General features: G+C 35.2%; 22 protein-coding genes and 1 tRNA gene. 4 read left to right on the plus strand and 19 right to left on the minus strand.

The genetic code is table 11. The features are described 5' to 3' along the window. Positions 1-34 precede the first annotated feature (34 nt). Positions 35-1,921 carry a heavy metal translocating P-type ATPase gene (locus HMPREF9018_RS01665; RefSeq protein ID WP_008447196.1) on the minus strand — a complete coding sequence of 629 codons (1,887 nt, stop codon included), beginning with the start codon at positions 1,919-1,921 and terminating at the stop codon, positions 35-37. 128 nt (positions 1,922-2,049) lie between these two features. On the opposite strand from HMPREF9018_RS01665, the gene dusB reads away from it, so the two are divergent. Then, positions 2,050-3,027 carry a tRNA dihydrouridine synthase DusB gene (gene dusB / locus HMPREF9018_RS01670; RefSeq protein ID WP_008447348.1) on the plus strand — a complete coding sequence of 326 codons (978 nt, stop codon included), beginning with the start codon at positions 2,050-2,052 and terminating at the stop codon, positions 3,025-3,027. 34 nt (positions 3,028-3,061) lie between these two features. Here dusB and HMPREF9018_RS01675 read toward each other — a convergent pair whose 3' ends face one another. Together HMPREF9018_RS01675 and HMPREF9018_RS01680 are read right to left on the minus strand one after the other, a co-directional pair. Beyond that, entirely contained in the window at positions 3,062-4,690 is a 1,629-nt protein-coding gene (locus tag HMPREF9018_RS01675) for an ArnT family glycosyltransferase (RefSeq protein WP_008447317.1), read from the minus strand. Between the two features lie 34 nt (positions 4,691-4,724). Further along, positions 4,725-5,876 carry a glycosyltransferase family 4 protein gene (locus HMPREF9018_RS01680; RefSeq protein ID WP_008447301.1) on the minus strand — a complete coding sequence of 384 codons (1,152 nt, stop codon included), beginning with the start codon at positions 5,874-5,876 and terminating at the stop codon, positions 4,725-4,727. A gap of 118 nt (positions 5,877-5,994) precedes the next feature. Here HMPREF9018_RS01680 and HMPREF9018_RS01685 point away from each other — a divergent pair, with 118 nt between their 5' ends. From HMPREF9018_RS01685 to HMPREF9018_RS01695, 3 genes are read left to right on the plus strand one after another with little or no spacing between them, the layout of a single operon-like run. After that, positions 5,995-6,954: a lysophospholipid acyltransferase family protein gene (locus tag HMPREF9018_RS01685; RefSeq protein ID WP_008447262.1), complete on the plus strand. Its 960-nt coding sequence runs from the start codon at positions 5,995-5,997 to the stop codon at positions 6,952-6,954. Positions 6,955-6,957: 3 nt separating this feature from the next. Further along, positions 6,958-7,770: an alpha-1,2-fucosyltransferase gene (locus tag HMPREF9018_RS01690; RefSeq protein WP_019036856.1), complete on the plus strand. Its 813-nt coding sequence runs from the start codon at positions 6,958-6,960 to the stop codon at positions 7,768-7,770. Between the two features lie 15 nt (positions 7,771-7,785). Beyond that, positions 7,786-9,006, plus strand: coding sequence for a glycosyltransferase family 87 protein (locus tag HMPREF9018_RS01695; protein ID WP_039863990.1), 1,221 nt, complete (start codon positions 7,786-7,788; stop codon positions 9,004-9,006). Here HMPREF9018_RS01695 and HMPREF9018_RS01700 read toward each other — a convergent pair. From HMPREF9018_RS01700 to HMPREF9018_RS01775, 16 genes are all read right to left on the minus strand, one after another. Further along, the gene (locus tag HMPREF9018_RS01700; RefSeq protein ID WP_008447309.1) at positions 8,900-9,880 is read right to left on the minus strand and encodes a glycosyltransferase family 2 protein; all 981 of its coding nucleotides are present in this window, start codon (positions 9,878-9,880) and stop codon (positions 8,900-8,902) included. The two genes, HMPREF9018_RS01695 and HMPREF9018_RS01700, sit on opposite strands and share 107 nt — an antisense overlap. A gap of 13 nt (positions 9,881-9,893) precedes the next feature. Further along, positions 9,894-10,676: a polysaccharide deacetylase family protein gene (locus tag HMPREF9018_RS01705; protein WP_039864044.1), complete on the minus strand. Its 783-nt coding sequence runs from the start codon at positions 10,674-10,676 to the stop codon at positions 9,894-9,896. 419 nt (positions 10,677-11,095) lie between these two features. After that, the gene (locus HMPREF9018_RS01710; RefSeq protein WP_008447247.1) at positions 11,096-11,296 is read right to left on the minus strand and encodes a DUF4250 domain-containing protein; all 201 of its coding nucleotides are present in this window, start codon (positions 11,294-11,296) and stop codon (positions 11,096-11,098) included. Positions 11,297-11,387: 91 nt separating this feature from the next. Continuing rightward, on the minus strand, positions 11,388-11,867 hold the full coding sequence (locus HMPREF9018_RS01715) for a cytidine deaminase (protein ID WP_008447249.1): 480 nt from the start codon (positions 11,865-11,867) through the stop codon (positions 11,388-11,390). Then, a complete protein-coding gene (locus tag HMPREF9018_RS01720) occupies positions 11,864-12,643 on the minus strand; it encodes a glycosyltransferase family 2 protein (protein WP_008447342.1) in 780 nt (259 codons plus the stop codon). The genes HMPREF9018_RS01715 and HMPREF9018_RS01720 overlap by 4 nt, the downstream gene beginning before the upstream one ends. A gap of 10 nt (positions 12,644-12,653) precedes the next feature. After that, positions 12,654-13,493 (minus strand): glutamate racemase, encoded by an 840-nt coding sequence (gene murI / locus HMPREF9018_RS01725; RefSeq protein WP_039863993.1) that lies wholly within the window; start codon positions 13,491-13,493, stop codon positions 12,654-12,656. Between the two features lie 65 nt (positions 13,494-13,558). Beyond that, positions 13,559-14,062 (minus strand): OmpH/Skp family outer membrane protein, encoded by a 504-nt coding sequence (locus HMPREF9018_RS01730; protein ID WP_008447330.1) that lies wholly within the window; start codon positions 14,060-14,062, stop codon positions 13,559-13,561. Positions 14,063-14,201: 139 nt separating this feature from the next. Beyond that, positions 14,202-14,705 carry an OmpH/Skp family outer membrane protein gene (locus tag HMPREF9018_RS01735; protein WP_008447192.1) on the minus strand — a complete coding sequence of 168 codons (504 nt, stop codon included), beginning with the start codon at positions 14,703-14,705 and terminating at the stop codon, positions 14,202-14,204. Positions 14,706-14,747: 42 nt separating this feature from the next. Beyond that, complete coding sequence (locus HMPREF9018_RS01740; protein WP_008447210.1) at positions 14,748-15,266, minus strand: OmpH/Skp family outer membrane protein; 519 nt, start codon at positions 15,264-15,266, stop codon at positions 14,748-14,750. 33 nt (positions 15,267-15,299) lie between these two features. Then, entirely contained in the window at positions 15,300-17,915 is a 2,616-nt protein-coding gene (locus HMPREF9018_RS01745) for a BamA/OMP85 family outer membrane protein (RefSeq protein ID WP_008447368.1), read from the minus strand. Between the two features lie 15 nt (positions 17,916-17,930). Continuing rightward, positions 17,931-18,689 (minus strand): isoprenyl transferase, encoded by a 759-nt coding sequence (locus HMPREF9018_RS01750; protein ID WP_008447208.1) that lies wholly within the window; start codon positions 18,687-18,689, stop codon positions 17,931-17,933. Positions 18,690-18,772: 83 nt separating this feature from the next. After that, the gene (locus HMPREF9018_RS01755) at positions 18,773-20,110 is read right to left on the minus strand and encodes a DUF6242 domain-containing protein (protein ID WP_008447271.1); all 1,338 of its coding nucleotides are present in this window, start codon (positions 20,108-20,110) and stop codon (positions 18,773-18,775) included. 273 nt (positions 20,111-20,383) lie between these two features. After that, complete coding sequence (locus tag HMPREF9018_RS01760) at positions 20,384-20,764, minus strand: DUF1634 domain-containing protein (RefSeq protein WP_008447234.1); 381 nt, start codon at positions 20,762-20,764, stop codon at positions 20,384-20,386. A 3-nt stretch (positions 20,765-20,767) separates the two neighbouring features. Continuing rightward, positions 20,768-21,601: a sulfite exporter TauE/SafE family protein gene (locus HMPREF9018_RS01765; RefSeq protein WP_008447255.1), complete on the minus strand. Its 834-nt coding sequence runs from the start codon at positions 21,599-21,601 to the stop codon at positions 20,768-20,770. A 155-nt stretch (positions 21,602-21,756) separates the two neighbouring features. After that, positions 21,757-21,828: transfer RNA gene (locus HMPREF9018_RS01770), tRNA-Arg, on the minus strand. 40 nt (positions 21,829-21,868) lie between these two features. Then, positions 21,869-23,530 carry a putative transporter gene (locus HMPREF9018_RS01775; RefSeq protein WP_008447226.1) on the minus strand — a complete coding sequence of 554 codons (1,662 nt, stop codon included), beginning with the start codon at positions 23,528-23,530 and terminating at the stop codon, positions 21,869-21,871. Positions 23,531-23,533: the final 3 nt, after the last annotated feature.

Below are 23,533 nucleotides of genomic sequence, written 5' to 3' on the forward strand. Positions count from 1 at the left end.
AAACTAAACATCTACGCATTTTTTTTATTTCAAATTATGCTTTTAAAGCTCTCATTGCGTTTATAACAGCTAATATCATCACGCCAACATCTGCAAATATCGCTAAACCCATTGATGCTAACCCAATAGTAGCAAGTATAAGCACAGCTATTTTTATTCCAATAGCAAAGATCACATTCTCTTTAGCTATATTAATGGTACGACGTGATAGCTTAATAGCTGTAGCTATCTTAGCAGGATTATCGTCCATTAATACCACATCGGCTGCTTCTATAGCAGCATCACTACCTAATCCGCCCATAGCTATCCCTACATCAGCACACGATAATACAGGTGCATCATTAATACCATCACCTACAAAAGCTATGGTCTTATCTTTTGGTTTAATACTTATAATATTCTCAAAATAGCTCACCTTATCGCTTGGTAATAATTCTGCATGATAGCTATCAATGCCAGTTTGTTGTGCTACTTGTGCTGCAACACTTTCTTTATCACCTGTTAACATAACCGTCTTGGCTATTCCTAAATGTTTTAATTCTGCAATAGAAGAAGCACTTTCGCTCTTTATTTTATCAGCTATTACTATATGTCCTGCATATAAGCCTTCAATAGCTATATGGATAATAGTACCTGTATTATGGGTGGAACAGTAATTACATATAGGAATGTTTACACCTAAATGTTGCATCATACGCCTATTCCCTACGCTCACTTGCTTACCGTTTATGGTAGCAGTAATACCTTTTCCAGCTAATTCGTGCACATTCTCTACACTGCATCCATCTGCCTCTTTAGCATAAGCTTCTCGCAATGCAAGAGCTATAGGGTGACTTGAATAACGCTCAACATGAGCTGCTAAATGTAATAACTCTTGCTCATTTATTTGGTTTGGGTGAATGGCTGTAACCTCAAAAGTACCATGAGTAAGGGTTCCTGTCTTATCAAAAACCATAGTGTGGAGCTTGGAAAGCGCATCCATATAATTGCCTCCTTTTATCAATATGCCTTTATGTGAAGCTCCTCCTATACCCGCAAAGAATGTTAAAGGAACAGATATTACTAAAGCACAAGGACAACTTACTACTAAAAAGGTTAATGCACGATGTAACCAAACAGAAAAATCTGCACTATAAGAAGCTGAGAAAAAAGGTGGTATAAATGCTAAAACAAGGGCTAATATTACAACTATAGGGGTATAAACATGAGCAAAACGACGTATAAACGATTCGCTCTTAGACTTGTTCTCATTAGCATTTTCTACTAAAGAAAGAATCTTACTTGCTGTAGATTCGCTAAAAATCTTAGACACCTTCACTCTTAACACTCCAGAAATATTGACACTTCCTGAAATAACGTCATCTCCTTTAGACACATCACAAGGCATACTTTCACCTGTTAAAGCCACTGTGTTAAGGCTTGAAGTACCCTCTAAGATAACACCATCTAATGGTATTTTTTCACCAGGCTTCACTATTATCACATCGCCTATAGACACGTCCTCAGGATTAACCTTTTCGATGTTTCCGTTATTTTCTATATAAGCTGCATCAGGACGAAGATCCATCAGGTCTGTTATAGAATCACGAGCTTTGTCTTCAGCATAATCTTCAAATAGTTCGCCAAGCTGGAAAAACAACATCACAAAGACAGCTTCCAAATACTCTGGCTCTGCATTAGGTAAAAAGCCTATTAGAAGTGCACCCACTGTAGCTATCACCATAAGTAAGTTTTCATCAAAAGGATCGCGTTTTATGATGCCTTCTATAGCTTCCATTAACACATCATAGCTTATCAAAAGATAAGGTATTAAATACACTAAGAGTAGCTGCCAAAGGGGCAACTTTGCGTATTTTTCTATTAGCCATGCTCCTAAAAGAAGTATGACAGTGAGGATAATACGGAGCAATTTCTTATTCATACGACATTAATATTTACTTGTTATTTTTATAATTAATATACAAAAGTAACAGTTATGTTTTACAACTTGGTTGCAAAATGACCTTCTATACCATTAGTCATATATGCTTTTTTATTACCTTTGCACTTATGAAGATAGGAAATATAGATATAGGTTATCGTCCTTTATTCCTTGCTCCTATGGAAGATGTTACTGACATAGGGTTTAGAAGTATGTGCAAGCGTTATGGGGCAGCTATGGTTTATACCGAATTTGTTTCGGCTGATGCCATTATTCGTAATATAAAATCTACATTATCGAAGATGGTTATAGACGATAATGAGCGTCCTACAGGCATTCAGATATATGGTAATAATGTAGAATCGATGGTAGAAGCAGCCAAGATAGTAGAGGAAGCTAAGCCTGATGTCATTGATATTAACTTTGGTTGCCCGGTTAAAAAAGTTGCAGGTAAGGGGGCTGGAGCGGGCTTACTAAGAAATATCCCACTACTTTTAAACATTGTTCGTGAAGTAGTAAAGGCTGTTAATGTGCCTGTTACGGTAAAGACACGCTTAGGATGGGACGAGCATAACTTAATTATAACTGATTTAGCCGAACAAATACAAGACTGTGGGGCAAAGGCACTCACCATACATGGGCGCACAAGAGAGCAAATGTATACAGGGAAAGCCGATTGGACGTTGATAGGGAAGGTTGCTAAAAATCCACACATCACAATACCTATTATAGGTAATGGGGATATTGTTAGTGTAAAAGATGCTTACGATCATTTTGATAAATACGGAGTAGATGCGGTAATGATTGGTCGTGCTACATTTGGGTGTCCATGGCTTTTTTGTAAAGACCAAACATCACTTTCTCTTGACGACAAGATAGATGTGTTAGAAGAAATGCTCCGCATTAATGTGGAACGTATAGACGAATATCGTGGTATTTTACACACTCGGCGTCATCTTGCAGCATCACCAATATTTAAAGGCATTCCAGATTTTAAGCAAATGCGTATTGCTATGCTCCGCTGTTCTAAAATGGAAGAGCTTATAAAAATGTTAGAAGAGATAAGAGGATTTCTCAAAGAGAATAGCTCTCGAGTAACAACTTAAACATCAAGCGCAAGCCTTACTATATAGGCTTGCGTTATTTTCGCTTATATATAGTGCAATAACTATCATTATAAGCAACACTATATTTTTGTTTTTTCATCCATATATGAGTAAGTTTACTTACCTCTTCCGTTTCGCTTAAAGGTTTTACTTTTTTTAATTCTACTATTAAAGGATAACTTTTAAAAAACGCTTTCCTTTCGTTTAATCTATCTATAAGGCTTTGCCCTGTATAGATTACAGTTTGTGTATGTCCTAAAAAAGGTAAAGAATGGGTAGCATAGTAATACTCCGACTTTTGGTTTATTAAGAAAAGTAACCGCCTGTTGCTATCCTGCTCTTTGTTAATAGCTTTTATAACTTGTTGATATTGTAAAGCATTAGCAGAATCGGTGTAGATATTAAGCCTATCATTTTGCACGAGAGTGGTTTCTTTCCATCGTGGCTTAACCGCTCCATATGCCTTAAAGGCTTGTTTTATTATTCCGGATAATCCTATACATAATATAGTTATTAACAAGAGAGAGTTCCATTTCTTACTTATCTTTGTATAGCAATAAGCAGCGGGGAAAATAGCCATTCCTGCTATCCAGTTATATACTCCTGCTATACCTATATCGCTTCCTATAGGAAATATAAGAGTAGCTATTATGAGATAGCTAACAACAACCTTTCCTTCTCCTATATTTTTATTTATAATAGCATATAGGCAGATAAGTAAAGAACATGCAAGTGCTACCGTATAAGGCAGAGATGTATAAGATAAAATGAATATAATAATAGTCAATAATATTTTGGTCAATATATGATCTTTATATTTTTTTATTTGTTTAATAGTTGTTAGTTTGGCTATTATTAATAATACCACTATTGTTAAAGCAATGTTTATTCCACTTTTAAAATACTTATATATAATATTTCCTTTACTATGTGTTGCATTGTTGTTACTTAAAGTACAAAAAGCCTGTTGTATAGCATCTATATAATATGCTTCTTGATGAGATATTAATAACATACAAACAGCTAAAAAGCACCCTGAAACTATACCTATAGCAAAACATACACCTGCTTTTATATTAATCTTACTTCTTTCATGTTTTTTAAAAACAAAGAGCGGAATAATAATTAAGGCTATTAAAGCAGCATTAACAATACGCGCAAATATAGATAAGCCTATAAAAAAGCCAGATAATATGACCCATATACAATATTTTTCTTCTTTAGCTTTGTTTATACAAAAGGCAGAAATAGCTATAAGCAGATAAGAAAAGGTATCATAGTGGAAAGTAACCGTTATAGTAGGGAAGACAAAACATAAGCTAATGGTTATTAAGGAATATTGCCATGGGATATATTTCTTAAAGATAGAATATAAGAAAAATATTGATAAAGTTAGTGTAAAGGCCTCAAAAAATCTAAACCCAAGCAGACCATAATTGCCAAAAACTACTTCCCAAAATCCTCCTATAACACCTGTTAGATAATATAAGAAATTAAAACTATTAGCTTCTGGATATTTAAAAATACATTCATAGAAAGTATTACAGAAACCAACGTCTACATTGTCTATACCTTGTAGCCCCGTCAAGCATCTATAGATAAACCCTATTAAGAATGTAAAAAGAATAAAAGTATGTTTGGGTGGAGTATAATTAGCTGTCATTTAAAGGTTATATTGTTAAAGAGTATGTGTTATTTTATTTTATATTTACTATGTTAAGATATTCGTTTATAAGCTCTTGTGTTACTTTTTGCGTACTAAACTTCTGAACATAATTTTTACTTTTTTCTATTATTTCTTTTCTGTTTCTTTCTGAAAGGATAGATATTAAGGCTTGTTTCATACCTATAACATCATCAGGGCCAACATAAATATTATATGGTCCGCCTGCCTCCTCTAAACAGCTACCCGTACAAGCCACTACGGGTAATTGGCTATATATGGCTTCTATAATAGGAATGCCAAATCCCTCATAACGTGAAGGATACACAAAGCTATGGGCTTTCTGGTAAATAGAAGGCAGATCTTCGAAAGGTACGTTATGTAAAAACATCACCCTACCCTGCATATTATGCGCGTTAATATAACTTATTACTTTTTTTGTATAAGGTGTATGCTTACCAACAATAACCATTTTAGCATCTGTCTTTATATCTTTAAATGCTTTTACAGCAAGTAATATGTTTTTTCGTTCCTCTATACTACCTACAGAAAGAATATATTTTTCTGGTAAATGATAATGCTCTTTTACCTCTTTGAGCTTTTCTTTGTTTACCTTTTCTTTAAAAGATTGTTCACAATCTTGATATATAACAGTGATTTTTTCTGGTGCTACGTTTCCAAATTTTATAATATCACGCTTTGTACATTCACTAATAGCTATTATATGGTCAGCCTCTAAACAAGCTGCCGCAAACTTATATTTATAGAAAAACAAGTCGAGCGAACTATAATATTGTGGATAACGCAAAAATATTAAGTCATGAATAGTAACTATCGACTTAATTCCTGTTTTGCTTATACCTTTTGGTAGCTCACCCGATAAGCCGTGATATATATTTACTCCATCAGAAATTAAATCTTTTTTAATACGTAAAAAGCGCCATAATGCTTTGCCTATTTTCCCTTTTCTACCTTTAGGATAGACGTAACGCACCTGATCCGTTTCCTTTATTTGACCACGTAAAGTGTAATTACCTTTATCTGGAGCATATAGACGAAGAGAAAAACGCTTATCTTTTTCGCTTAAAACGTTCTTGATAAGTGTCCTACTATAATTACCTAACCCTGTGCTGTTATGCACTATCCTTTTGGCATCGTATCCTATTATTATAGGTAGAGTCTTCATAAATATCGTTTTTTATAAACACCAAAGGTAAATAAAATATATGAAACTTATATGATAACCTATTAAAAACTTGTTGGATAGCAATGATTTTGCTAATTTTGCGCAAAACTAATTCTCAATGAATATACTTTACTTACTTGTTTACCTCTGTTGGTATTTACTCTCTTTATTACCATTAAGGCTACTTTATTTGCTATCAGATGTGCTTTATTTTTTTGTAGCTAAAGTAGCAAAATACCGTTATAAAGTGTTATGGGATAATGTTTCTTCTTCTTTTCCAGATTATAATGAGGCTCAAAAAAAGCATATTATTAGCAGTTTTTATGCTTGGCTGTGCGATTATTTTGTAGAAACTATTAAGCTGCTTACTATGAGCAAGGCAGAGATTAAACGCCGTATGATATTCACAGGGTGCGATGAAATGGACAAATATTGGGCAGAAAAACGGTCTATAGGCATATATTTAGGTCATTACGGGCAGTGGGAATGGGTTACCTCTTTGCCTCTTTGGCTTAAGTCGGAAGGTAAATGTACGCAGATTTATCATCCATTAGAAAATAAAATCTTTGATAAGCTCTTTTTAAAAGTACGTCAGCGTTATGGTGCTGTGTGTATCCCTATGAACGAATCGTTAAGAAAGATTGCAAAATATCGTGCCAAATCTGTAGCTGTAGTGGTAGGATATATTGCCGATCAGGCTCCCTTTTGGAATAATATTCATCATTGGATAAGCTTTCTTCACCATGATACACCTGTTTTTACAGGAGCAGAACGTATGATAAAGACCACTAACCAGGTGGTATATTATGCCGACGTGCATAGAGTGAAGCGTGGATACTATATCTGCAACTTTAAAAAGATAAGCGATCAGCCTAAGAAATACCCTGACTATGAGCTTACTGATACTTACTTTAACCTTCTTGAGCATAGCATAAGGTATGATCCAAGTATATATTTATGGAGCCATAAACGGTGGAAACGCACACATGAGGAGTATAACATTCGCCTAAACAAAGCTACGGGTATAGTTGATTTACGCGATTTAAACATTATAAAACAAGAGAAAGGAATAAGTTGAGCTATGTTTTTTGTACATGATAAAGGTAGAATGTGTAATAATATCCTTCAGTATGCACATGTATATGCTTGGGCACGTGAGCATCATAAACACACTATGTCTATGCGTTTTGCTTATAAATATCCTTATTTTGATATTTGTAACACGCGCTATCACAACTTTTTTTTCTATCTCTTAGGCAAATATAGTGCTAAAGTGGGGCTGCTAAAAACGGTATCTTTCAATGAAGAAGATTGTGATTATACTCTTAACGAAACGTTGATGTCATCTCATAAACATTTATTCGTAGAGGGGTGGTATGTGCGCTACTACGACTTGTTTTTAAAATATAAGTCTGAAATATTATCGCTTTTCCGCTTTCATACGGCTATTGAGACTAAGATTAATGCTGTATTGGCTCCTTTTCAAGGTACAATAAAGCTGGGCGTACATATCCGTCGAGGCGATTATGCACGTTGGCAAGGGGGCAAATATTATTATAACGATGACCAATTTATGCACGTTATAGGGCAGTTTATTGCTTTACACCGCGACAAAACAGTGAAAATCTTCATCTGTGGCAATGATCCTAAGCTCGATAAAGATGCTTATAAGCACGCTTTTGGCAATGGTAATGTGCATTTTCCAGCAGGCAATCCGGGTGAAGATCTTTGCCTTTTGTCTCATTGCGATTATATAATAGGCGCACCAAGCACGTTTAGCCTTACTGCTTCGATGTATCACAATACACCACTTTACTGGATTTTAGACCCTCTAAAACCACTTAGCATATCGTCATTCGGCTGTTTCGACAATCTTTTTAAACAGATTATTTAAGTAAATATATTTTAAATGAATATGATAATAAAACATATTAAAACTTTTTTCTCTCGCCCTTTCTTTAGTGATAAGCGCACACTCTTAGCAGTATGGGTTCTTATAGGCATTCTCTCGTGGGCATTTAAGTTTACCCGTCAGCATAATAACTTTGAGATATTCCGTGGAGTTTATTGGCATACCGTGCAAGGAACTTCTCTTTACGAATCCTACCCTAAGGAGTATTTTGATATTAATCACTACGGGCCTTTTTTCTCGTTAGTTATAGCTCCCTTTGCTATTATGCCCGATTGGCTGGGTATGCTCTTCTGGTGTGTGGGCTTATCGTTAATGCTTTTTGTTGCGGTAAGCCGTTCTAATATGAAGCATAACGAGAAGATATTTCTCTTTTGGTTTTGTGCTCACTCGCTCTCTACTGCCCTTTTTATGCAGCAATTTAATGTTGCTATTGCCGCTATTATTATAGGTGCTTTTTATATGATAGAGAATAAGCGCGACTTTTGGGCAGCTTTTCTTATCATGCTCGGCACCTTTGTTAAGCTGTATGGCATAGTGGGCTTGGCTTTCTTCTTTTTTTCTAAGCAAAAAGGTAAGTTTTTGTTATCGTTATTGTTTTGGGCAGTAATAATGTTTGTAGCTCCAATGCTTATTAGTTCGCCTGCATATATATTAGGACAATATCAAGAATGGTTTACCAATCTGATAGAAAAAAATGGCGAAAACATTGGTTCCATCGCTCAAAACATATCCGCTTTAGGATTAGTTCGTCGCATTTCAGGTAACAATACCTATTCCGATTTATGGTTAATACTGCCATCTTTATTACTTTTTGCTCTGCCATATCTGCGCATAAATCAGTATAAATATTTAGGCTTTAGGCTATCGTTACTTGCTTCGGTATTGCTCTTTGTGGTGCTGTTTAGCACAGGCAGTGAGTCGAGCTCTTATATTATAGCTCTTTGTGGTGTTAGCTTTTGGTGGTGTTCAGCTCCAAGCAAGCGTGGAAAGTGGGGAGTTGCACTACTTGTTTTTGTATTTATGATTTCTGGTTTTGGCTCGTCAGACCTCTACCCTCCTTGCATAAAACGTGGACTTATACAGCAATATGCCCTCAAAGCCTTGCCTTGCCTTATTGTTTGGTTGAGGCTTTGCTATGAGATGATGGTGTATGATTATAAGGAGTCGCCAGCTCTTTCTCCGCAACAACATATACCGGACGATGTTTTATCTCATTAAACACCTTGCCGAGGTATACACCAATAATACCTAAAGATAGTAGCTGTATACCTCCAAGAAAAAGTATTACTGTAAGTATAGTAGGGTAACCTTGTACAGGGTCGCCATATATCCATGTGTGTATGAGTGTGTAAATAAGAAACATAAAGGCTACAACGGAGAAGAACATTCCCACAACCATTGACCATTTCAGTGGAGATACCGTAAACGAAGTAATACCATCTGTAGCTAAAGATAGTAAAGAGCGTATAGACATATGGCTTTTACCCTCAACCCTATCTTGTGTTTCAAACTCCACTCCTATTTTCTTAAACCCTATCCACGCATACATACCTTTAGTATAACGTTCTGTTTCACGAAGTTTTTGCAGTTCGGTTATACACTTTCTGTCTAACAAACGAAAATCGCCAACGTTTTCAAGAATATCGTAACGTGTAGAATGTTGTAAAACCTTATAATATAATAGTGATATACGCTTTCTTAAAAACGACTCTTTCCCTCTTGTTTTTCGTTTACCATATACATCATCATATCCCTCTTCCCACTTTTTAAGCATCAAAGGAATGATGTGAGGAGGGTGCTGCAAGTCGGCATCCATTATAACAACACAGTCGCCACTGGCATTATCAAACCCTGCCAACATAGCATTTTCCTTGCCAAAGTTTCGAGACAAATTTATATAACAAATTCGGTTATCTTTCTTTCTTAACTGCTTAATGGTGGTAAGTGTGTGATCGGTACTACCATCGTTAATAAATAATATCTCCCAAGCGTAGCTGTTGTTTTGCTGCATTAAGTCTGCTAAGGCAGTGTATAACTTGTTAAGACATGCTTCTTCGTTATAGCAAGGAATAAGAATGGTAACTTTTCTCATTGCATAAAAGTTATTATTGCTTTGTTTTTTGTTCTGTAAAATATCTATATGTAACAAACTCTTCACCTCTCGCCTTTAGCATCTTAACGAGCTTATCAAGACGATGTACCATAGCCCAACCGCTATTTTTCTTTATTATATATGGCATTTTATATTCTGGGTGCTCTTTAAGGTCGTAAAACTCCCATGGGTGGAAATAAGTAACAAAATAGCCATCATGACGCAGCACACGGCGCACCATAGCATGATAGAGAGCTTGTGGAAGATTATGAAGTGAAAGCCAAAATAACGGAAAACGTATTATAGGGGTAACAGAGGCTGGAATCTGTAATACTTTTCCTTTCATAAAATATGTACGAGGGTCAGTAAGATGCATATAACGACCGGGAATAAAAGCAGGATTGAGCGATGAATTATAGCTATATCCTGCCTTTTCTATATCAGCATCTGAGACAGGAAACATACGTGGCTGCCTATATCCATACACCTTTACACCAGAGACACGCTCTACGATAGCCTTCGAGAGGAAGATGTCTTCCGACTTAGGTTGCCAATGATCCACACCATGGCAAGCCACTTCATGCCCTTCTTTCACTATACGTTGCAAGATATGCGGAGCGTTTTGGGCAAAATTGCCCGTACAGAAGAAGGTTGCCTTTACGTTGTTTGCCTTCAGACAGTTGAGTATTCTGGTAGTTCCTTCTACAGAAACAGCCATACCCTCCTCAAGCGTAAAGGGCACACCGTGCTCCTTAGGGACATCAAATTCTTCTGTATCAAAACTCAATAAAATCATAACTTTTTGCCATATATTGATAACTTTGATATACACAAAGCCTATGCGTGTAATATTCTGTTTTATGCAAAGTTATCTATTATTAGCGGAGTATGCAAATATTATGACGAATAGTATATTGTGTAGTCCCATTGTTATGGTTTATTGCTTACCTAAAAAGCAAAGTATTGCCAATATATTTATTGTTACAATATAAAAAAAGATATAGTTTGCTTATTAATAAATAAAGTTTATTACATCTATATACAAAAGTTTATCTTGAAAAATAAATTATTTTTAATGGAAAAATAAATTAAAAATAAAGCAAAAATAGATTATTTTTCATTGCAATGATTTATATTTTTATAAATAAGAGGTTATCTTCTTTTATTAAAAAGATAACCTCTTATATAATAACATATTACAAATAAGCGTACGTTTTATTCATCAAAGCCTGTGGGGCGAAACTGCTTTTGCTCCTCGCTATATATATACCCTTCTTCTTTCATGCGTTTTTTAACCTCTGTGGGGTCTTCATTAAAGTTATAACACAGCGATTCTAATGAGTCAAATTCGCCATCTCGTAACAGCATATTCACTGCACTAACAAGTATAGCTGGTTCTTTTGGTAGATATTCCATATTCTTTTTTTAGTTTATTAAATTGGTTTTATATATGTTAAGACGATTATCTTCGTCTCAATAGTTTTTAAACTATATGATTTCATATAATTTATTTCATTGATTCTCCTACAAATTGTAATGGTAGAATGTCTTTAACAGAGTTGATAACATAAACACCTTCAGTACCATATAAAAGAATGCGAATGGGCTTTTTATAGCGATCTTCCATCTCGAGGAGTACCTGCCTACATGAGCCACATGGCACTATAGGTTTTTTAGTAAAGCCATAACCGTTGCGGGCAGCAATGGCAATGGTAGTGATAGACTGGTCTGGCTGTGTAGATTGGGCAGCAAAGATAGCAGACCGTTCTGCGCATAAGCCTACGGGGAATGCTGCATTTTCTTGGTTAGCACCACGTATTTCAGTGCCATTAGATAGTAACAACGCTGCACCTACAGCAAAATTGCTATATGGCGAATAGCTCTTAGAGGTGGCAGATATTGCACCGTTAATGAGCTTTTGTTCTTGTTCGGATAGCTCATCGAGCTGACAAAATCCTATTTTGATGCTTAAATCTATTGTTTTCATGTTTTTTTATATTTTCGTTTTTCTATTGATTTAGCTACTATAAGAAACTGGTAAAAACCAGAAAGACAGCTTGAGATGAATCCTGGAAGTCCTTTCTTGTACTGCTGATCCATGATGTAAGCCTTAAAAAAACGCCATATAGGTCGCCATAAGAGTGCACCTAAGCCATATTGTTTGCTAATGCGTTTGTCTATTTCTCCGTCAGAATAGCGATTTATTTTTTCTATCCTCTCATGTAGATAGTTCTCATCAAGATGTATAAGCACAGCTCCATTGCTATCTGTAAGTTTGCCTATCCTTCCTTGCACTTGTGGGAAAGTATGCACGTATGGTGGCCAAATAGTGCCTTTACGTATAAAGAAACGTAGCTGAAAATCTCGTAATCGTCCCTTATCTAACACATTCATATCACGGTTACGGCGAGCTATGTATAATCCTTTAGGGCAGGCTTCTTGCTTGATAATATTATATAAGTAGGTACGAAGTTCTGTAGTAACAAGCTCGTCAGCATCTACTACAAGCACCCATTTATAACTCGCACTTTGTATAGCAAATGTACGTGCTGGCTCTGCGCTAAGGTGATTTGCTTTGGGAAAGGTAACTATTTTGCAGTTATATTCTTTGGCTATGGCGAGAGTATTATCCTTACTCTCCATGTCGCATATTACGATTTCATCGAAACATTTAACACTTTCGAGTACTTCACGTAGATATTTTTCTGCGTTATAAGTATTAATGACTACTGATATTTTGTTTTCTTGTGGCATTGCTTTCATAAGAATATAGTTACTCTAATGTAATGCGTTTTACTATGATTTCATCGGTAAGAAAGATGCGAGCATTCTCAGTAAACTTAGAGGGATTCTCTGTAGTATAATATTTTGTTGTGCCTTGCTTAGTACATTTTTTATCCATTTCAGGGTGTCGGTATAGATAATCTTTTAAAGACTGTGCAACATACTTTCCTTGTGCTACTATTTTTATTCCTTTGTTAATATGTTTTAGTATCTTAGGCATAAGTATAGGATAGTGTGTACAGCCTAAAATTATGGTATCTATTTGAGGATCGAGCCTCATAATATGCTCTATGCGCTTCTTAACAAAATAATCAGCACCCGGCGAATCCGCCTCATTATTCTCTATGATAGGTACCCAAAGAGGGCAAGCAATACCTGTAACTGATATTTTAGGCCATAGCTTTTGTATCTCAATATTATAACTTTTACTACGTACAGTACCTTCTGTAGCTAAAATACCTATATGATTAGAGTGGGTTAAAAGTCCTACTACTTCGGCTGTAGGACGAATAACACCTAACACACGGTTATCAGGTGCTATTACAGGAAGGTCGTTTCGCTGAATGGTTCGAAGAGCTTTTGCAGAAGCAGTGTTGCAGCCAAGAATAACTAAGCTACAACCCATATCAAAGAGTTTCAATACTGCTTGACGGGTAAACTCATATACTACATCAAACGAACGAGAGCCATAAGGAGCGCGTGCGTTATCTCCTAAATAGATATAATCATATTCTGGTAATAGCTTCTGTATAGCATGAAGGATAGTTAAACCACCATAACCACTATCAAAAACACCTATCGGACCAGTTTTTTGCGAGGATTGCATCATGTGTATATATAAAATTATAGATACTTTATATAGATTGTCTTTCAGCTATAACCCATCTTTTATAGCTATTTTAAAATTGCTGTAAGCATGTTAGTAATATCTTCACCAATAGCATCGTTTATGAAAGGAACAGCGTCGTTATCGGTATTAAAGATAAAAGCATAACCATTCTCCTTACCTATCTGCTGTAATGCCATGTTAAGCTGTTCTTTAACAGGCGCAAAAGTGTCTTGTTCAGCTTTCTGAAGGAGCCGTTCTGCCTCGCTTTTAAAAGTTTTGTTGCGCTGCAAGAGCTCTTCAAGCTCGGCCTGACGCTTATGAAGTATGGAAGGAGCAAGAGTGCGTTGTACCTCTAAAAAGTCTTCATAACGCATGTTAAAATCATCTTCCGACCGTTTTACCTCTGCATCATATTTGGCTTTAATAGAAGCATAAGTGCTTAATGCTTTTGTATAACCTGCCATAGCATGGAACACTTTGTTATAACTAAAATACCCAAACTTTAAGTTTTGAGCACTTATGAGCAAGGGGAAAAATATAAGTAGGAGAGCAAAACAGATTTTTTTCATTCTTTTTTTATATAGATATTTAATAAAAAGTGAAATCAACGCAAGAAATTTTATTCATGCGATGACTTCACCCTAAAGCCCTATTCCACAACAGAATGGGGTAAATATTTATGGGGGAAAGACACCCCACGACTTTTCTTTATTTAGTTTTTGATAGCTGAGCCTTAACCTCGGCAGTAACGTCCTTGCTGATAGCTTCATTTATATATATAGGCTGACCAGCTGCCTTTTCCATAATATAGGTATAACCACCTCTTTTAGCAACGGCAGCAATAGCATTACGTACCTTCTCAAGTACAGGACCAAGAAGCTTTTGCTGCTCTTCGTTAAAAGCCTTTTGATTGTCTTGTGCGGTCTGCTGTATCTTTGCATATAGTCCCTGAAGCTCTTTTTCGCTTTCAGCTTGCTTAGTTGGGTTCATAGTGTTCTTTGCTTTTTCGTATGCCTCACCTTTACGTTGAAGCTCAGCTTGCATATCTTCTATCTGCTTTTGGTACTCCTTTCCTTTAGCTTGTAGCTTGTTTTGGATAGCTATAGCCTCTGGAAGTGATTGTAAAAGAGCCTGAGAGTCGAGATGACCAAACTTCTGAGCAAACATTGTCATTGGTGCGCATAGCATCAATATCAATAATAACTTTTTCATTTTTTGTTGTTTTGTTAAAGTGTTTATAATTTTTTTTATTTATTAATTAGAAATACTACCGAGAGATTGCAACACTTCATTGCTTATATCGATAGCTGGTGAACCGTAAATAATACCTGCCGTTTCGCTCGAACGGTCGATAACCATACTATAACCACGCTTTTCTGATATTTGCTTAATAACCGTATATACTGCATCTTGTATCGGACTAAGCATTTCTGAGCGTTTTTTTGCTAATTCTCCTTGTGGCCCAAAGTATTTTAACTTAACCTCTGCAGCCTTCTTCTCCTTATCCATAATGGCATCTTGACGTTTCCTTTTTTCCTCAGGGGTTAAAGTAGATAAGTTCTTTTGATAATCTCGGTAGAGGTTAGCAGCATCTTTTTTTACTGCATCTATTTGCTCCTGTACCTTCTTACTTAACTGGTTAAGCTCATAATTAGCCTTTGTATAATTGTCTATATGATTGAGGATATATTCCATATCTACAAGTGCAAAGCTCTGCGCATTAGCTGATATTGACAAAATAGCCAGTATAGATAGCAATATTAGTTTCTTCATCTTTTATGTTTTTTTATTAGTTTCTTCTAAGTCTTAAAACTCTTGTCCAAGTATAAAGTGGAATTGACTTCCGCCTTTCTGACCATATACCTTATCAAAGCCATATGCCCAGTCGATACCCATCAACCCTATCATAGGTAAAAATATACGTACACCAAGACCTGCTGAACGCTTTAATTGGAAAGGATTGAACTTGCTGGCCTCTGTCCATGCATTACCAGCCTCAACAAAGCCAAGTCCATATATTGTAGTGTTGCCTAAAAGGAATGGATAACGTAGCTCAAGAGTTAAGCGATCGTAAGCATAACCTTCAGCACGATACGGAGTTAGCGAACCGTTTTCATACCCACGTAGTCCAATAGTTTCGGTAGCATATCCTGTAGAGTAACCACTCATACCATCACCACCCATATAATAGGTTTCAAATGGACTCTTTTTATACTTATTATAACTACCTAATATTCCAAATTCTACACGAGTCATTAATACAAGATTCTTTTGTCCATTAGTAAGAGAAGTAAAGGTACGTGCCTTAAATTTCCACTTATGATATTCTATCCACTTATATTTTTCCTGTTGCTCTGCACTATATGCACCCGACTTAAGATCCGTTGCCAAATGCTCATAATCCTTATTATCCCACTTACTCCATGGAGGAGTGATCGTAAGTGATGCTATAAATTCGGAGCCACGACGTGGGAAAAGCTGATTATCTGTAGAAGAGCGGTTAAGCGAAATACTTAGATTCAAGTTGTTTGCAGTACCGTTAGCCATTATAAAATAACGCCAATTTTTAAGCATATAACGCTGATAAGATAACTGAAGAGATAGGGTAAAATAGTCATCTGGCCATGTTAGACGCTTACCCCAACCAACGTTAACACCTAATAATTGTATATATTTGTTAGGGTCAAGATAGTTTTCGTAGTTGTTATAATTATAATTACCATATCCATACCTATAGTTATAGTAATTATTCATATAAGCATTGTTATAGTAGTTGCTACTTACATCGGTCTGTTTGCTATAATAAGAACCCACGGAAAACTGAATAGGACGCTTCCCTCCAAACCAGTTAGTAGAGTAATTTACACTATAAGATTGATAGTATCTACCATTACTTTGTGCACTTAAAGACAAAACCTCTCCATCGCCAATTGGTAAAATACCACGGTGTTCACGGTTTTTATTAAAGAGGTTAGCTATAGAGAAATTGTTTAGCTTTAACCCTACTTTACCTACAATACCTGTTTGTTGCCAGCCAAGAGATAACTCTATTTGGTCATTAGATTTTGGTTTTAAGTTCCAATTAAGATCTACCGTACCTGTTTCATAGTTTGGTTTTACATCTGGATTAACATGTTCTGGGTCAAAATGTCCCATAGATGCCAATTCTCGAGCTGTACGTTGCAGAGCTTCTTTAGAGAAAAGATCGCCTGGTTTGGTACGCATTTCACGACGTATAACATTTTCATATAAACGGTCATTACCATTTATACGAACATGATTAATATGAGCTTGTGTACCTTCAAATATACGCATTTCCAAATCAATGCTATCTCCATCTATATTTATTTCCGTAGGTTGCAGATTGTAAAACAAATAACCATTATTCCAATACGCATTTCCTACAGCATCTTCGTCCTCAGATAAACGCTTATTAAGGCGCTTTTGGTTATACACATCTCCCTTATGCATATCAAGCAAACGTGATAGATAATCAGTACTATAAACAGTGTTTCCTACCCAAGTTATGTTTCGGATATAGTATTTCTTACCCTCATTAATCTTAATATATATATCAACGTGTTTTTTATCAACATTAATTACACTATCTTTAACGATGTTTGCATCTCGATAACCATATTCATTATATTTTGAAATAATATTTTTCTTATCCTCTGCCCAACGCTCTGGGGTATATTTTTTAGATTTAAAAAAGTTAGCAAATTTACCAGATTCATGTATTTTAGCAAAAGCACCTTTTTTAAACAAGTTTCCTTTCAGCTTTTTATCAGAAACTTCTTTATTACCTTCTATGATAATATTGCGGACTTTTATTTTTTGTCTTTTATCTATATTTACATCAAGGATAACATGTTCCTTACTATTATCATCATGTTGTATTATATTTATTTCTGCATTTTTATAGCCTTTGTCTTCAAAATATCTTTTTGCAATCATCTTAGCACGGTCTATCATGTTAGGTGTTATTTGCCCACCTTTTAATAGTCCGAGCTTACTTTCCATATCATCTTTTTCCTTTTTCGATACCCCATTATAGTTAATAGTAGATACACGTGGCCTTGCTTTTAAATAAATGTTGAGATAAATATCTTCACCAACAATAGAATCGGCACTTATAGAAACATCCGAAAAGAGACCATGCTTCCAATATCGTTTTACAGCATCTGATATAGCTGTACCGGGCACTTCTACTTTTTGCCCAATAGAAAGCCCAGAGATACCTGTTAAAACATAATCTTCATAACCTTTAATACCAGTAACATGCATTCCTGCAATGCGGTAAGTAGCAGGGACACCTGAATATGAAATATTAGGTTTGATAATTTTTTCTTGTGCATTAACAGTATATATACCTCCAGTAGCAAAGGCTATAAGTATTAATATTTTATTTATATTTTTCATCTATATCACGTTTGCTTATTTATTTTCATTTTCTATTTGGTATCCAGTCTTTCCGAATCGACGTTGACGACTTTGGAAATTAGCTATAGCTTTGTATAAATCTTCTTCTGAAAAGTCCGGCCAAAAGGTATTACAGAAATATAGTTCAGTATAAGCTATTTGCCAAAGTAAATAGTTCGATATACGTACTTCTCCCCCAGTCCTTATTAATAAGTCAGGATCAGGTATAGAAGCTGTAGTAAGGTGTTGTGAGATTGTTTCTTCTGTAATATAAGTCTTTATATTATCAGCATTGAGCTGAACGTTCTTTTGCTGTAACTCGCAGGCTATATCTTGTGCTGCTTTTGTTATTTCCCATCGTGCAGAGTAGCTAAGAGCTACAACCAACGTAAGCCTTTTGTTATTTTTTGTATTATTGATAGTACGTTTAAGAGCCAATTGTACATTACTTGGTAAACGTCCAATGTCCCCAATAACAAGTAATCGCGCATCATTTTTCATAAATATTTCATCTTCTAAAGAAGAGATAACAAGCCCCATAAGAGTGGATATCTCATTTGAAGGACGATTCCAATTCTCTGTTGAAAATGTATAAAGTGTTAGATATTTCACTCCTATTTTGCCACATATATTTGTTATACGTCGCACAGTTTCTACTCCAGCCTTATGTCCTTCTGTACGTGGCTGGTTACGTCTTTGTGCCCATCTGCCATTACCGTCCATAATAATAGCTATGTGTTCAGGAATGCGGGTCATATCTATTTTTTCTTCCATAATGAAAAAAATAAGGTGCTTGATAAAGTTTTCTCTATATGTGCTATTTATGTTAATGTTGAATATTTATATATATTAAAAGATTATCTTAGCAATCTTCTCCATACTTTACTACCATTGATTATCCATAGGTTATTATTTTTATCTATAGTAGCTGCCATTGTTTTTGCTGTAGTTGTAGAAGAAGGTATTGTGTATGCTTTATTCTTTTTCCATGTTATACCCTGATCGTAACTTATTAGCAGTGGAGCTATTTTGTTATCGCTTGTCAACCCTAATGCTATTGGACAATTATTATAGCTTGTTACAATAAGATTTTTATATTCAGGAAGCGTATAGCTTGAAAACGATTCTATAGTGTTCCAATTATAATTATTGCTATTGTTAGCAGTATTTATAAGTCGTGTCCATTCCACCATATTTTTATTTGAGTTATATCCAATAAAAAGTAAACGTTTTAAGTTGTTTCCAGAGTTAGTGGAAAATAATAAAGCATCGCTAATACTACATATAGGCAAATCTGAAACATCACTTGATAATACTTCCTCTTTCCATGTTTTACCATTATCTGTTGAAATTTTAATTTTATTATCTGCTGTGATAGCATATAAAGATAATGGTGAAGCAAAGAGGCTTACTAAATTATTATCTTCATTTACAACTGTCCAATGCTCTCCATCATTAGAACTCAACACTTGATGGTTATCCAGTATAAAGAGTGTATTATGTAGTGTTACTATATTTTTGTATGCGTCTTTTGAGAAAGTATGACTATATTTTTCCCATGTATTTCCATCTGTTATAGATGTAGAATATAATGTAGTAGTTGTTTCATTTACACCTGCTACAAAAATTTTATCATTAGTGCAAACAGCTTTTGTTGCAGAGAGAGTTTCAAAAGGTTTATAGTCCTTTAAATCTGTCCATGCTATATTATTATTATTTTGCTGCTTTTCTACATTCACAGTAACAGTATATATGCGATATACTTTTGAATTATTTGCATATACATATAGCTTTCGTTCTTTGGAAAAGTCTATAGAATCGTTTGTTCTATATGGTTTAAATGTATCATTAGTAAGCGATTTTATAGCAATAAATCCACCATTTTTGGTTTTTATAGATGCTAAAACAGCATTAGTCTTTATGCCATAAGGCAGCATCTCTGTATTATAAATCTTAGCATTAGCATGATCTATATGAAATTTATATTTATTTCCAGCACATATTGCTATATAAGTGCTATCCTTGCCATTCTTTCCTATGGTGTCTCTAACCTGTTTTAGCTTTCCCAATGTAAAGCTCATTATGGCTGTATCATCATAATTTACATCTTTATTTTGCGTATCTTCTGTTAAGCACGAAGAAGTTGCAAACAATGTTGCAGCTGACGTGATGAGCGTAAATATCTTGTAGTTCATCTTTATTCTAATAAATAATTTATCTGCAAATTTAATTAGAAAACTTTATATATCACTGCCTTTTAGTGGTTTATTATGAAAATAAGCAAAATATATTAGTTTTTTAAGGTTGTTTAGTAGTGATAGATATGTATTATCATGCTATTTGTTTCTATTTTATCTCATTTGATATGTTTTATATTATATTATTTTCATCATGAATAGAGGTTTTATTAATATATAATATTTAGCCTGTATATATCTTTATAAAAATAGTCTTTATATAAAAAGGTCTTAAAGTCCACTTATAGAGTTTGAAATAATTACAGCAAGAACTATAGCAGTAATAACAACATATAGCCAATCGCGCTGAATAGCAAAGTCGAACAAAGAGAGGATTATACGCGAAATAGGGGTTAGCAACAGAATGATGACCCCTAATTGAATACAGTTTTCTGCTTGCTTTTGGTACACACCTGCAAAAATTCCTTTCAATGTTGTAAGATTAGTAGCCTCACCGTGGAACTTATGATAGTTTGGTATAGTATCTGCACCATGACAGATGAGATAATAAATACCACCTATTAAAGCTATCGTTGAAGCAGTAATAACACCTATGCGTAGCGTAGAACTGATGAGTAACTGCATCTTTTTACTTTCGTTATTCGTTTCCATATCCTAAAATTTACCAATTATTCCATTATATATCATATTAAGAGCTACTAAAACTATTGCTATTGAGAAAACTTTTCTTAGAATATTTACATTAAGACGTTTTAGCAATTTTGCTCCTGTTAATGAACCACATAGTACTCCAATGATAATGGGAAAAGCTATTCCTGGGTCAATATATCCACGTTGAAGATATACTACAGCAGAAGCAACAGCAGTTACGCCTATCATAAAATTGCTCGTTGTAGTACTTACTTTGAAAGGTACTTTCATAGCAGTGTCCATAGCTAATACCTTTAAAACACCACTACCGATACCTAATAAGCCTGACAAAATTCCTGCACTAACCATTATAGAGAATCCTCCTCCTACATTTGTTAGTTCGTAAGATTTAATACCTTCTTTGGTAGGATAAGTGCCATAGAGCTTTAGCTTCTTAGCCATTGTACTACCTATAACGTTAGAATGGTCGGTTTTACGTCGTTGCTGTAACACAGCTGTCATCATCATAACAATGCCAAATATAACAGCAATAATATTTGTAGGCATCCAAATGGCAATAAAAGCTCCAAGAACAGCTCCTATCGTAGTAGCTATTTCGAGAAACATTCCTAAGCGTATATTTGTAATACCTTCACGAACATATGCACTTGCCGACCCTGACGAGGTAGAAATAGAAGCTATAAGAGCTGCTCCTATAGCATAATGAAAGTCTATACCAAAACCTAAAGTTAAAACCGGTATTACTACTACCCCACCACCTAATCCTGTTAAAGATCCTAATAGTCCTGCTAAATATGCAGCTAATATTAAGATAAGTGTAAACGTTAAAATTGTCATCCTTATATCTTTTATACAAAGGTAAATAAAAGTTTATCAAAATGTGCCAAAAGTTTATTTTTTTTACCTTTATAATCTAAAACTTCATATAAAGAGAATGGTTATTGTATTATAAAAAAATCCCAATTAGCATTATACTAAATGGAATTTTTCTGTACTCTGACTGGGAATCGAACCCAGATCAAAGGTTTAGGAAACCTACGTTCTATCCATTGAACTATCAGAGCAACATTTGTTTATATCTGCAAAGGTAATTATTTTCCTTCGTCAAACAAAGAACATGACTAAAATTTGGGCAATAATCACGCGAATAAACATACCTAAAGGATAAACAGTGGCATAGCTTATATTACTTGATTCGTCCTTAGAAGTATCGTTGGCATAACCCAAAGCCATAGGATTAGCCATGGAACCACATAAGATTCCACACATAGTACCAAAATCTAATTTCTTTGTTTTTAGTGCTATAACACCTATTATAACAGTAGGTAATACTGTTATAGCCAAACCTAACCCTATCCATAACAATCCTTCTGGACGTACTATAGTATTTAAAAAATCCTTTCCTGCTTCTAAGCCTAAGCACGCCAGATAGAGGGACAATCCTAATTTGCGAAGCATGAGAGAAGCACTTCGGGTAGTATAAGTTATTATTCTGAAACGCGGACCAAAGGCACCTATTAGGATTCCCATAATAATAGGACCACCAGCAATACCTAAACGTATAGGAGCGTCCATGCCAGAGAATGTTAAAGGGATAGTACCTAAAGCAAGACCAAGTAGCATACCAAAGAGAATACTTGCTACGTTAGGTTCGTTAAGTGTCTTAACAGAATTTCCAAGAAACTTCTCTGCATGAGCAATATCTTCATGCTGCCCAACAATAGTTAAACGGTCCCCGTAACGAAGCACAAGATCTCCTGTAGCCAAAAGCTTGATATCACCACGAAGCACACGGCTAACTGTAACTCCATAAGTTTCACGAAGGTGCAAGTTTCCTAAATGTTTACCATTTAGAACGCTACGAGAAAGCACAACAACTCTACTTTCCATTTTTGTGTCAAGATGGTTCCAGTCTACCTTTTCTTTGTTAAGATCGCGATGAACCATCTTGCCAAACATTATTTCCATAGCTTCTTTCTCATGGTTACCTGTTACAACAAGTATATTATCATCTTTTTTAAGCACGGTATCTGGCATAGGAGTAACCACATCTTCTCCACGCCATATACGTGAAATAATAAATTTTTGATGACTTCCTTCTGCTATTGCACCTATATTTTTACCAATTATTGCAGGGTTAGCTACAACAAATTGTCCTACAAAAGTATGATTATCATTTTCGCGCGACTTTGATTTCATATCCTCAGCCCTTGCAAATATTTTCCTTATAATTATCATTGAAAAGATAACCCCCACCACACCAAGCGGATAAGTAACGGCAGTTGCTAAAGCAGCACGTGCCCCACTCACACCAGCATGCTGAAGAGCTTGCTGAGCAGCACCAAGGGCAGGAGTATTAGTTGTTGCACCGCTAAGAATACCAACCATATCCGACATAGGAATATTAAATATATACACAAGAGCAATAGAAAACAAAGTTCCTAATAATATTACAGCTAAAGACCATATATTAAGCCCTAAACCTTCATGTCGTAATGACCCAAAGAAATTAGGGCCCACATGCAATCCAAGTGTGTAAACAAAAAGAACAAGACCAAAAGTCTCGCAAAAAGAAAGCATTTGCTTATCAACACTTAAGCCAAAGTTACCTACGGCAATTCCTATGAAAAACACAAAGGCTATGCCGAGAGAAATACCAGCTACTCTTATCTTGCCAAGTGAAAGCCCTATAGAACAGACAAGAGCAACAATAGTAATACATTGTAGGGCAGAGTGTAAGGAAAAAAGCCCGTTAATCCAATCCATACT

The sequence above is a fragment of the Prevotella amnii CRIS 21A-A genome (assembly GCF_000177355.1).
GTDB classification, from domain to species: domain Bacteria; phylum Bacteroidota; class Bacteroidia; order Bacteroidales; family Bacteroidaceae; genus Prevotella; species Prevotella amnii.

What these genes read in the sequence shown, in the direction of transcription:
- HMPREF9018_RS01665 (WP_008447196.1), bottom strand. Translation starts at nt 1,921, where the DNA reads ATGAATAAGAAATTGCTCCGTATTATCCTCACTGTCATACTTCTTTTA.
- dusB (WP_008447348.1), top strand. Translation starts at nt 2,050, where the DNA reads ATGAAGATAGGAAATATAGATATAGGTTATCGTCCTTTATTCCTTGCT.
- HMPREF9018_RS01675 (WP_008447317.1), bottom strand. Translation starts at nt 4,690, where the DNA reads ATGACAGCTAATTATACTCCACCCAAACATACTTTTATTCTTTTTACA.
- HMPREF9018_RS01680 (WP_008447301.1), bottom strand. Translation starts at nt 5,876, where the DNA reads ATGAAGACTCTACCTATAATAATAGGATACGATGCCAAAAGGATAGTG.
- HMPREF9018_RS01685 (WP_008447262.1), top strand. Translation starts at nt 5,995, where the DNA reads ATGAATATACTTTACTTACTTGTTTACCTCTGTTGGTATTTACTCTCT.
- HMPREF9018_RS01690 (WP_019036856.1), top strand. Translation starts at nt 6,958, where the DNA reads ATGTTTTTTGTACATGATAAAGGTAGAATGTGTAATAATATCCTTCAG.
- HMPREF9018_RS01695 (WP_039863990.1), top strand. Translation starts at nt 7,786, where the DNA reads ATGAATATGATAATAAAACATATTAAAACTTTTTTCTCTCGCCCTTTC.
- HMPREF9018_RS01700 (WP_008447309.1), bottom strand. Translation starts at nt 9,880, where the DNA reads ATGAGAAAAGTTACCATTCTTATTCCTTGCTATAACGAAGAAGCATGT.
- HMPREF9018_RS01705 (WP_039864044.1), bottom strand. Translation starts at nt 10,676, where the DNA reads ATGATTTTATTGAGTTTTGATACAGAAGAATTTGATGTCCCTAAGGAG.
- HMPREF9018_RS01710 (WP_008447247.1), bottom strand. Translation starts at nt 11,296, where the DNA reads ATGGAATATCTACCAAAAGAACCAGCTATACTTGTTAGTGCAGTGAAT.
- HMPREF9018_RS01715 (WP_008447249.1), bottom strand. Translation starts at nt 11,867, where the DNA reads ATGAAAACAATAGATTTAAGCATCAAAATAGGATTTTGTCAGCTCGAT.
- HMPREF9018_RS01720 (WP_008447342.1), bottom strand. Translation starts at nt 12,643, where the DNA reads ATGAAAGCAATGCCACAAGAAAACAAAATATCAGTAGTCATTAATACT.
- murI (WP_039863993.1), bottom strand. Translation starts at nt 13,493, where the DNA reads ATGATGCAATCCTCGCAAAAAACTGGTCCGATAGGTGTTTTTGATAGT.
- HMPREF9018_RS01730 (WP_008447330.1), bottom strand. Translation starts at nt 14,062, where the DNA reads ATGAAAAAAATCTGTTTTGCTCTCCTACTTATATTTTTCCCCTTGCTC.
- HMPREF9018_RS01735 (WP_008447192.1), bottom strand. Translation starts at nt 14,705, where the DNA reads ATGAAAAAGTTATTATTGATATTGATGCTATGCGCACCAATGACAATG.
- HMPREF9018_RS01740 (WP_008447210.1), bottom strand. Translation starts at nt 15,266, where the DNA reads ATGAAGAAACTAATATTGCTATCTATACTGGCTATTTTGTCAATATCA.
- HMPREF9018_RS01745 (WP_008447368.1), bottom strand. Translation starts at nt 17,915, where the DNA reads ATGAAAAATATAAATAAAATATTAATACTTATAGCCTTTGCTACTGGA.
- HMPREF9018_RS01750 (WP_008447208.1), bottom strand. Translation starts at nt 18,689, where the DNA reads ATGGAAGAAAAAATAGATATGACCCGCATTCCTGAACACATAGCTATT.
- HMPREF9018_RS01755 (WP_008447271.1), bottom strand. Translation starts at nt 20,110, where the DNA reads ATGAACTACAAGATATTTACGCTCATCACGTCAGCTGCAACATTGTTT.
- HMPREF9018_RS01760 (WP_008447234.1), bottom strand. Translation starts at nt 20,764, where the DNA reads ATGGAAACGAATAACGAAAGTAAAAAGATGCAGTTACTCATCAGTTCT.
- HMPREF9018_RS01765 (WP_008447255.1), bottom strand. Translation starts at nt 21,601, where the DNA reads ATGACAATTTTAACGTTTACACTTATCTTAATATTAGCTGCATATTTA.
- HMPREF9018_RS01775 (WP_008447226.1), bottom strand. Translation starts at nt 23,530, where the DNA reads ATGGATTGGATTAACGGGCTTTTTTCCTTACACTCTGCCCTACAATGT.